Annotated in this window: 10 protein-coding genes; all 10 read left to right on the forward strand. The window is 63.6% G+C overall.

The genetic code is table 11. From position 1 onward, the window contains the following. Positions 1 to 123: 123 nt before the first annotated feature. Positions 124 to 1461 (forward strand): ribosome biogenesis GTPase Der, encoded by a 1338-nt coding sequence (gene der, locus OKW44_RS36905; protein ID WP_026225299.1) that lies wholly within the window; start codon positions 124 to 126, stop codon positions 1459 to 1461. Between the two features lie 175 nt (positions 1462 to 1636). After that, positions 1637 to 1873: an RNA chaperone Hfq gene (gene hfq, locus OKW44_RS36910; protein WP_006051315.1), complete on the forward strand. Its 237-nt coding sequence runs from the start codon at positions 1637 to 1639 to the stop codon at positions 1871 to 1873. A 57-nt stretch (positions 1874 to 1930) separates the two neighbouring features. After that, on the forward strand, positions 1931 to 3118 hold the full coding sequence (gene hflX, locus OKW44_RS36915) for a GTPase HflX (protein ID WP_026225300.1): 1188 nt from the start codon (positions 1931 to 1933) through the stop codon (positions 3116 to 3118). Positions 3119 to 3167: 49 nt separating this feature from the next. Beyond that, on the forward strand, positions 3168 to 4571 hold the full coding sequence (hflK, locus tag OKW44_RS36920; protein ID WP_018417569.1) for an FtsH protease activity modulator HflK: 1404 nt from the start codon (positions 3168 to 3170) through the stop codon (positions 4569 to 4571). A 15-nt stretch (positions 4572 to 4586) separates the two neighbouring features. Continuing rightward, a complete protein-coding gene (hflC, locus tag OKW44_RS36925; protein ID WP_018417570.1) occupies positions 4587 to 5492 on the forward strand; it encodes a protease modulator HflC in 906 nt (301 codons plus the stop codon). Between the two features lie 43 nt (positions 5493 to 5535). Then, positions 5536 to 5727: a DUF2065 domain-containing protein gene (locus OKW44_RS36930; protein WP_018417571.1), complete on the forward strand. Its 192-nt coding sequence runs from the start codon at positions 5536 to 5538 to the stop codon at positions 5725 to 5727. A gap of 217 nt (positions 5728 to 5944) precedes the next feature. Beyond that, complete coding sequence (locus OKW44_RS36935) at positions 5945 to 7096, forward strand: ATP phosphoribosyltransferase regulatory subunit (RefSeq protein WP_018417573.1); 1152 nt, start codon at positions 5945 to 5947, stop codon at positions 7094 to 7096. Between the two features lie 220 nt (positions 7097 to 7316). Beyond that, complete coding sequence (locus tag OKW44_RS36940) at positions 7317 to 8663, forward strand: adenylosuccinate synthase (protein WP_018417574.1); 1347 nt, start codon at positions 7317 to 7319, stop codon at positions 8661 to 8663. An 18-nt stretch (positions 8664 to 8681) separates the two neighbouring features. Next, complete coding sequence (locus OKW44_RS36945; RefSeq protein WP_026225301.1) at positions 8682 to 9254, forward strand: phosphoribosyltransferase; 573 nt, start codon at positions 8682 to 8684, stop codon at positions 9252 to 9254. A 262-nt stretch (positions 9255 to 9516) separates the two neighbouring features. Further along, positions 9517 to 9870 (forward strand): KUP/HAK/KT family potassium transporter (locus OKW44_RS36950; RefSeq protein WP_429412470.1); only part of this gene is annotated, 354 nt, incomplete at its 3' end.

Here is a 9870-nt window from a genome sequence, read left to right on the forward strand (position 1 = left end):
CGCGCATCCGGAGCAGACTGAATTCGTGATAATTTCGTCAGAACGCCACCCCGTGGCGGCCGCCTGGCGATCGCTACGCGCGCGATCGGTTGCGATCCCGCGTTTCACCGTGAACAACATCAGATGAAACCCGTTATTGCCCTCGTTGGGCGCCCCAATGTGGGGAAATCCACGCTGTTCAACCGCCTTACGCGTTCGCGTGACGCGCTGGTTGCCGACCTGCCCGGTCTCACGCGCGATCGCCATTACGGCGAAGGACGCGCCGGCGAGCGGCCGTATCTGGTCGTCGACACCGGCGGCTTCGAGCCGGTCGCGAAAGACGGCATCCTGCACGAGATGGCGCGCCAGACCCGCCAGGCGGTCGAGGAGTCGGACGTCGTCGTGTTCATCGTCGATGGCCGCAACGGTCTCGCGCCGCAGGACAAGTCGATTGCCGACTATCTGCGCAAGGTCGGCCGGCCGATCTTCCTCGTCGTGAACAAGGCCGAGGGCATGAAGTACGCTAACGTCGCGGCCGACTTCTACGAACTCGGTCTCGGCGATCCGCGCGCGATTTCGGCCGCGCACGGCGACGGCGTCACCGACATGATCAACGAGGCGCTCGAAGTCGCGTATGCCGGTCAGCCGGCAGAGAGCGAGGAAGACAAGGAAGCGCGCGGCGTGAAGATCGCCATCGTCGGCCGGCCGAACGTCGGCAAATCGACGCTGATCAATGCGCTGGTCGGCGAAGAGCGCGTGATCGCGTTCGACATGCCCGGCACTACGCGCGACTCGATCTACGTCGATTTCGAGCGCAACGGCAAGCCGTATACGCTGATCGATACGGCCGGCCTGCGCCGCCGCGGCAAGGTGTTCGAGGCGATCGAAAAGTTCTCGGTCGTGAAGACGCTGCAGTCAATCTCCGATGCGAACGTCGTGATCCTGCTGCTCGACGCGCGTCAGGACATCTCGGATCAGGATGCGCACATTGCTGGCTTCGTCGTCGAGCAGGGCCGCGCGCTGGTGGTTGGCGTGAACAAATGGGACGGTCTCGATCCGCATGTGCGCGAGCGCACCAAAGCCGACCTTGAACGCAAACTAAAATTTCTGGACTTCGCCAAATTCCATTTCATTTCCGCCGCGGAAAAAACCGGAATCGGGCCGCTGATGCGTTCGGTCGACGACGCGTACACGGCCGCGATGTCGAAGCTGCCGACGCCGAAGCTGACGCGCGCGCTGATCGAGGCGGTCGAATTCCAGCAGCCGCGCCGTCGCGGTCCGGTGCGTCCGAAGCTGCGTTACGCACACCAGGGCGGGCAGAATCCGCCGATTATCGTGATTCACGGCAATGCGCTCGACGCGATCACCGACACGTATAAGCGGTACCTCGAAAATCGCTTCCGGGAAACTTTCAAGCTGACGGGGACTCCATTGCGAATAGAGTTCAGATCGTCGACAAACCCTTACGCGGACAAAGGCTGAAGCAAGCGGAAGCTGGTCTTAAACCTGGGCTGAAACCCGCGTGTATGCTGGGTTTGGCCGGAGGTCCCAGGCCCGCGCGTCGAAATGAAAATCAGCTATAGTGTAGCGGTTGGCGGCGGATCTCTTTTTCTTCGCCGTCAATTCAGTCAACCTGCAAAAAAATACGGAGTTTGCTATGAGCAACAAAGGGCAATTGTTACAAGACCCGTTTTTGAACGCACTGCGTAAAGAGCATGTGCCGGTGTCGATCTACCTGGTCAACGGCATCAAGCTTCAAGGGAACATCGAATCGTTCGACCAGTACGTCGTGTTGCTCCGGAATACGGTCACCCAGATGGTCTACAAGCACGCCATTTCGACGGTCGTGCCTGCCCGTCCGGTGAATTTCCACCCGGATTCCGAACAGTCCTAACCCTCGCCGCGGCCGGCACACCGTCGCCCGTTGGCGATCATTCCCGGCCGCGTCATTTTGATATCCTCCAATTTGATCAATGCAGCGCTCGTTGGCATCGACTTCGGCAAGATCGATTTCGAAGCCAGTCTCGAAGAACTCAGCCTGCTCGCGCAAAGCGCGGGCGCGAACCCCCTGGTCACCCTCACCGGACGCCGTTCCAGTCCCGACGCGAAGATGTTCGTCGGCAGCGGCAAGGCCGAAGAATTGCGCCTTGCGTGCGAAGCAAACGACATCGAACTCGTGATCTTCAACCATGCTCTGGCGCCTGCGCAGCAGCGCAATCTGGAGCGGGCGCTTAATCGGCGCGTGGTCGATCGCACCAGTCTGATCCTCGACATTTTCGCGCAGCGCGCGCGCAGCCACGAAGGCAAACTGCAGGTCGAGCTCGCGCAGCTGCAATATCTGTCAACCCGGCTGATTCGCGCGTGGACCCACCTCGAACGTCAGAAGGGCGGTATCGGATTGCGCGGTCCAGGCGAAACGCAGCTCGAAACCGACCGCCGGCTGATCGGCGAGCGCATCAAGGCGCTCAAGATCCGCCTCGACAAGCTGCGCCGCCAGCATGGCACGCAACGCCGGGCGCGTAATCGCAACCAGACGATGTCGGTGTCGCTCGTCGGCTACACGAACGCCGGCAAATCGACGCTCTTCAACGCGCTGACCAAGGCGCAGGCGTATGCCGCCGACCAGTTGTTCGCCACGCTCGATACCACCTCGCGGCGCGTGTATCTGGGCGACGAAGCGGGGCAGGTGGTGGTGTCTGATACCGTCGGTTTCATCCGCGAGCTGCCGCACCAGCTCGTCGCCGCGTTCCGCGCGACGCTCGAGGAAACCATTCACGCGGACCTGCTGCTGCATGTCGTCGATGCATCGAGCGCGGTGCGGCTCGACCAGATCGATCAGGTCAACGAGGTGTTGCACGCGATCGGCGCGGACACGATCCGTCAGGTGCTCGTGTTCAACAAGATCGACGCGGTGCCAGAGCTGGCGGCCCGTGGCGACGCGGTCGAGCGGGACGAGTATGGTAATATTTCGCGCGTCTTTTTGAGCGCGCGCACCGGGCAGGGGCTGGATGCGTTGCGCGCTGCCATCGCTGAAATCGCTACAGCCGAACCGCTTGCCGACATGCCGCTCGATGCGTCGCAAGATGACCGCGCGGCGCAACTGCGCGACGACCACAAGATTCCAGAACTCGGGCACTGACCCGTTCCAATTGCACTGACCCGCTGTCTACTCTGGTGAACGAACACAGGTGAACGATTACAACGAGCGGAGTATCTGGCTGCGTATGCGCGCCTTGCTTTCACTGAACGATCCGCGTTGGGGCCGGGGCGACGGCAACGGCGACCGGCAACGGCCGAACGATCCGAAGCGACCGGCACGCGACGGTGAAGGTCCGCCCGATCTCGACGAAATGTGGCGCGATTTCAATCGCCGTCTGTCCCGGATTTTCGGGCGCAGGGGCGGCGGTGTCGGCGGTGGCCGTCCGGATAACGGCCGTGGCGCACGCATCGGCGTCGGCATCGTGATCGGCGTGCTGATCGCAATCTATCTCGGCAGCGGCGTGTTCGTCGTGCAGGATGGCCAGGCGGCCGTCGTGCTGCAGTTCGGCAAGTATCGCTATACCGCGGCGCAGGGCGTGCACTGGCGTCTGCCGTATCCGTTCGAGTCCCACGAGTTCGTCAATGTCGGGCAGATCCGCCAGGTCGAGATCGGCCGTAGCAATGTGGTGCGTCTTGCGAACGTGAAGGACGCGTCAATGCTCACGCACGACGGCGACATCGTCGACGTGCGCTTCGCCGTGCAGTACCAGGTGCGCAAGCCCAACGACTTTCTGTTTCGCAGCGTCGATCCCGATCAGAGCGTGATGCATGCCGCGCAGGCGGCGGTGCGCGGCATCGTCGGCGCGCAGAGCACCAGCGATATCCTCGATCAGGATCACGAAACTTTGCGCCAGCAGCTGATTGCGGCGATCCAGCAATCGCTCGATCAGTACCAGTCCGGTCTGGCAGTCACGGGCGTGACGATCCAGAGTGTGCAGGTGCCCGAGCAGGTGCAACCGGCGTTCGCCGACGCTGCGAAGGTGCACGACGAAAACGAACGCGCGAAACGCGATGCGCAGGCTTATGCGGCCGATCTCCTGCCGCGCGCGCAGGCCGACGTCGATCGTCGGGTCCAGGAAGCCAAAACCTATAGCCAGACCACGGTCGCGCAGGCACAGGCCGAGGCCGAGCGCTTCAAGCAGATCTACGCCCAATACGCGCAGGCGCCGGCCGTCGTGCGTTTCCGCCTGTATATGGAAACCATGCAGCAGATTTACGCGAACGCGACCAAGGTGTTCGTCGACGCGAAGAACGGCAACAACGTTCTGTATCTGCCGCTCGACAGGCTCGTCGAGCAGAACCGCGAACGCCAGGCCGCGGCGGCGGGCGCCGCCGCTTCGGGTCCTGCTGTCGCGGGCGCGCCGCAAGCGGCGAGTGCGGCCGCACCGTCGGCCGCGTCAGCCGCCGAGACCGGTGCCGCGGCAGGCTCCGCCGCCGATGGCGCATCCGGACCCGCCGCTTCCGCGCCTGCGCCAGCGAGCCGGCCGAGCGCCGCGTCGCTGCGCTCGCGCGATGCGTTCCGCAATCGCATGCGCGAAGACGACGTTCAATAAGGAGCGCACAAGAATATGAACCGAATCATTGCGCTCGTCGTCGCCGTCGTTATCGTGCTGTTCGCGGCATCGTCGATGGTGTTCGTCGTCGATCAACGGCATATGGCCGTGCTGTCCGCGCGCGGCGACGCGACGCCCACGCTGCTCGGCCCGGGACTGCACGTGAAGCTGCCGCCGCCGCTGCAAACGGTCACGCTCGTCGACAATCGCATCCAGTCGCTCGACGCACCCGACGAAGATCATTACGTCACGTCCGACAAAACCGATCTGCTGGTCAACCCGGTCATCAAGTTCCGCGTGGCCGATCCGCTGAAGCTGATCGCCGAAACGAAGGGTGATCCGGAGAGTCTGCCCGACCGGCTCGCGCTGCTGTCGCGCGGCGCGCTCGGCGACGCGTTCGGCAAGTTCACGCTGTCCGACGCGCTCGCCAAACAACAGGCGGTCGCCGAGGAGGCCCGCGGTGCGATGGACAAGGGCGCGGCATCGCTCGGCGTATCGGTCGTGGATGTGCAACTCACGCGCGTCGATTTCCCGGCCGCGGTGGCCGACTCGGTATTCAAGCGCATGATCGCCGCGCGCCAGCAGGTCGCGGCGGACGAGCGAGCGAAGGGCGCCGCCGAAGCGAACCAGATCCGCGCGGACGCGCTCGCGAAGCAGCAGGCGGTGCTCGCCGACGGCCTCGCGCAGGCGCAGGGCATTCGCGGCGAAGGCGATGCAAAGGCCGCGGAGATCGCTGCCGAAGCGTTCGGCAAGGATCCACAGTTCTACCAGTTTTATCAAAGCATGCAGGCGTACCGGAAGACCTTCAAGCCGGGCGACCTGATCGTGGTCGACTCCAGTAGCGAGTTCTTCCGCTTCATGCGTAGCCCGACCGGCGGCGTCGCCCCGGACGCTTCCGCGCCTGCTGCGCGCAAACGCTGATTACCGAAGGCCGCGGCATCCGTATCGCGGCCGCTTCACTCGCATGGACATAGCTGGTTCGTTATTGCTCGCGATTGCGCTGATGCTGATTATCGAGGGGATGTTTCCGTTCGTTTTTCCGAGCGCCTGGCGCGACACGTTCCGTAAAATTGCGGAACGACCGTCGCATCAGATTCGTGTCGGTGGGCTCATCGTGATGTTGCTCGGGCTGGTTCTACTGTTCATCGCGACCTGAAGCCGGCTTGCTTGTCTGATGAACGCCGCGTGTTGCGGCGTGTTATGCCGGCCCGAGCAAAACGCCTACTGACCGGTCAGGCCGCCGCGCGGCGCGCGCGTGCCGCGAAACGCCGCCCGAGCGTCTGTGTCAGCCGCCGGAATCAAGCCGCTATACGCCATTCACACTCATCATCGGCGCTTCAAGACGCCGCTTTCAACGCCGTAGGACTGTATCGATGTCGACCTGGTTGCTTCCTGAGAATATCGCCGACGTGCTGCCGTCGGAGGCCCGCAAGATCGAAGAATTGCGGCGTCATTTGCTGGACCGTTTCCGCTCGTACGGCTACGAGATGGTGATGCCGCCGCTGCTTGAATACCTCGAGTCGCTGCTGACGGGCGGTGGGCACGATCTGAATCTGCGCACGTTCAAGCTCGTCGATCAGCTGTCGGGCCGCACGCTCGGTCTGCGCGCCGACATCACGCCGCAGGTCGCGCGCATCGATGCGCATCTGCTGAACCGCCAGGGTGTCACGCGTCTTTGCTATGCGGGCAACGTCGCGCATACGCGCCCGCGCGGCCTGCATGCGACGCGTGAGCAGATCCAGATCGGTGCGGAAATATACGGCCACGCGGGGCTCGAAGCGGACCTCGAAATCCAGCAGCTGATGCTCGACGCGCTGCGTCTCGCCGGCCTCGCGAAGGTGCGTCTGGACCTGTGTCACGCGGGCGTGCTGGCGGCGCTGATCGAAGCCGAGCCGGCCGCCGAGGAACTCGGCCAGGCGCTCTACGACGCGCTGGCCGGCAAGGACGTGCCGCGTCTCGTCGACATGACCGCGCAATTCTCGCCGGTGATTCGCGACGCGCTGCGCGCGCTGCCGACGCTGTACGGCGACGCGTCGGTGCTCGAAGAGGCCCGCGCGCGTCTGCCGAATTCGCCGGCGATCGCTCGCGCGCTCGACGACCTCGCGTTCCTCGCGAGCCAGGTCGACGGCGCCGAAGTGATGATCGACCTCGCCGATCTGCGCGGCTACGCGTACCACAGCGGCGTGATGTTCTCCGCTTACGTGGACGGCGTGCCGAACGCGGTCGCGCGCGGCGGCCGTTACGACCACGTCGGTCAGGCCTATGGCCGCGCTCGCGCGGCAACCGGCTTTTCGCTGGATCTGCGCGAAGTCGCGCGCATCTCGCCGGTCGAAGCGCGCAGCAGCGCGATCCTCGCGCCGTGGCGGCACGACGAAGGCTTGCGCGTCGCGGTCGCGGCATTGCGCGACGGCGGTGAAGTGGTGATCCAGGCGCTGCCTGGCCACAAGCACGATCTCGATGAATTCGCGTTCGACCGAGTGCTGGTCGAGCGCAATGGCGCATGGGTGGTCGAACCGCGCGCTTGAGCCGCGCATTCCGATCGACACTGCTGGGAAAGCGTCCCCGGTATTCGCCACAGGGCGGCCACGCAGCCGCCCGAACCGGGCACGGTAGAGCACAGACACGCAGCCGCGCATCCCTCGCAATACTCAACATAACGTGCATACCGTTGAGCGGAAACGGAAAAATTCCGGAAGCTTCCGCGAACCTAGGTAAAATACGTTTTTAACCAGCTTACGAAACAACATGTCTGCCAGCGCAGTGAATGTGAACCCCGGGCGCAACGTCGTCGTCGTGGGTACCCAATGGGGTGATGAAGGCAAGGGCAAGATCGTCGACTGGCTGACGGACCACGCTCAGGGCGTCGTTCGCTTCCAGGGCGGTCACAATGCCGGTCACACGCTTATCATCGGAGGCAAGAAAACCATCTTGCGTCTGATTCCGTCGGGCATCATGCATCCCGGCGTCGCGTGCTATATCGGCAATGGCGTCGTGTTGTCGCCGGAAGCGCTGTTCAAGGAAATCGGTGAACTCGAAGCCGCCGGCATCGACGTTCAGAAACGCCTGTTCATTTCCGAAGCCACCACACTGATCCTGCCGTATCACATCGCGATCGACCAGGGCCGCGAAGCGCGCCGTGGCGCGAGCAAGATCGGCACGACCGGCCGCGGCATCGGCCCGGCCTATGAGGACAAGGTAGCGCGCCGTGGCCTGCGCGTGCAGGACCTGTTCGACGCGCAAGCCTTCGCCGAGCGTCTGCGCGAAAACCTCGACTATCACAACTTCGTGCTCACGCAGTACCTTGGCGTCGCCGCGGTCGACTTCCAGCAAACGCTCGACACGATGCTGGGCTACGCCGACCGTCTGAAGCCGATGGTCACCGACGTGTCGCGCCGTCTGTACGACGTCAACGCGAACGGCGGCAATCTGCTGTTCGAAGGCGCGCAGGGCACGCTGCTCGACATCGACCACGGCACCTATCCGTTCGTCACGTCGAGCAACTGCGTCGCGGGTGCCGCCACGGCAGGCGCGGGCGTCGGTCCGCAAAAGCTCAACTACATCCTCGGCATCACGAAGGCGTATTGCACGCGCGTCGGGTCGGGCCCGTTCCCGAGCGAGCTCTACGATGCGGACAACGCGTCGCGCCAGGAGCCAATCGGCCTCGAACTCGCTACCGTCGGCAAGGAATTCGGCTCGGTCACCGGCCGTCCGCGCCGCACCGGCTGGCTCGACGTCGCGGCGCTGCGCCGCTCGATCCAGATCAACGGTGTGTCGGGTCTGTGCATGACCAAGCTCGACGTGCTCGACGGTCTCGACGAAGTGAAGCTGTGCATCGGCTATACGATCGACGGCCAGAACGTCGATCTGCTGCCGCGCGGCGCGACGGAAGTCGCGCGCTGCGAGCCGATCTACGAACGCTTCGCGGGCTGGAAAGAAAGCACGGTCGGCATCAAGGAGTGGGACAAGCTGCCCGCCAACGCGCGTGCGTATCTCACGCGCGTGCAGGAAGTCGCGGGTATTCCGATCGACATGGTCTCCACCGGTCCGGATCGCGACGAAACGATTCTGCGGCGTCATCCGTTCAAGGTCTAAGCGATGCAAGGTGTACCCATGATCGCGATGAAAGATCCGCGTAACGACGACAAGAACCTGTGGGTCGGCTGGGATGAATATCACCGGCTGATCGAGACGCTCGCACTTGCCGTGCACGAATCGGGCTGGAAATTCGACAAGATCCTGTGCCTCGCGCGCGGCGGTCTGCGCGTCGGTGACCAGCTGTCGCGCATCTATGATCTGCCTCTGGCGATTCTGGCAACGAGCTCGTATCGCGAGGCGGCAGGCACGGAGCAGGGCGAACTCGACATCGCACAATACATCACGATGACGCGTGGCGAACTGCACGGCAACGTGCTGCTCGTCGACGACCTCGTCGATTCGGGCGTCACGCTCGCGCGCGTGCAGCAGCATCTGAAGGACCGCTATCCGGCCATCACCGCGGTGCGCTCGGCGGTGCTGTGGTACAAGGGCTGCTCGAAGGTGAAGCCCGATTACCACGTGCAGTATCTGCCGACCAACCCGTGGATTCATCAGCCGTTCGAGGAGTGGGACACGGTGCGTCCGCATAACCTCGGCGCGTGGATCAAGCGCGGCATCGCCCAGGCCGATGAGGCGTCGGGCAATTGACGCGAAGCCGCGCGCCTCATGCTTTGTCGCATCGGATCTCGCGCGTCATCGCGGTGTCACAAAACGGGGCCCAGCCGGGCTCCGTTTTTTTATGCGTCACGCGCGGCGCCAGGACGTCCGCACCGCGACAGGCGCGTCCATATCGCAGTGCTACACTGCGCGGACATCCACGTGGCGTATCCACAACAAGCCGGGCGGTACCGGATGGGCAGTTTAAAATAGCGGTCGTTTTTTCCGCCCGGGAACGGATTTCCTCGCGTCCATGACAGATAACAATCACGTACACAAACAGCCATTGCCTTCCCTTGCGATTGCCGCGATCGGAGTGGTGTTCGGCGACATCGGTACGAGCCCGTTGTACGCGCTGAAGGAAGCCTTCAGTCCGTCGCACGGCATCCCGTTGACCGATCAGTCGATCCTTGGCGTTATTTCGCTGCTGTTCTGGGCGATCGTGATCGTGGTCGGCGTCAAGTACGTGCTGTTCGTGATGCGCGCCGACAACAACGGCGAGGGCGGCGTCCTCGCGCTGATGGCGCTGGCGATACGCTCGGTCGATCAGAAATCGAAAATGGCCGGTCTTCTGATGATGCTCGGCATCTTCGGCGCCTGCATGTTT

It is taken from the genome of Paraburkholderia lebeckiae (assembly GCF_050436325.1).
Lineage (GTDB): Bacteria > Pseudomonadota > Gammaproteobacteria > Burkholderiales > Burkholderiaceae > Paraburkholderia > Paraburkholderia tuberum.

Bases quoted from the DNA above. Each gene is read 5' to 3' on its own strand.
- der (WP_026225299.1), top strand. From the start codon at position 124: ATGAAACCCGTTATTGCCCTCGTTGGGCGCCCCAATGTGGGGAAATCC.
- hfq (WP_006051315.1), top strand. From the start codon at position 1,637: ATGAGCAACAAAGGGCAATTGTTACAAGACCCGTTTTTGAACGCACTG.
- hflC (WP_018417570.1), top strand. From the start codon at position 4,587: ATGAACCGAATCATTGCGCTCGTCGTCGCCGTCGTTATCGTGCTGTTC.
- OKW44_RS36930 (WP_018417571.1), top strand. From the start codon at position 5,536: ATGGACATAGCTGGTTCGTTATTGCTCGCGATTGCGCTGATGCTGATT.
- OKW44_RS36935 (WP_018417573.1), top strand. From the start codon at position 5,945: ATGTCGACCTGGTTGCTTCCTGAGAATATCGCCGACGTGCTGCCGTCG.
- OKW44_RS36940 (WP_018417574.1), top strand. From the start codon at position 7,317: ATGTCTGCCAGCGCAGTGAATGTGAACCCCGGGCGCAACGTCGTCGTC.
- OKW44_RS36945 (WP_026225301.1), top strand. From the start codon at position 8,682: ATGATCGCGATGAAAGATCCGCGTAACGACGACAAGAACCTGTGGGTC.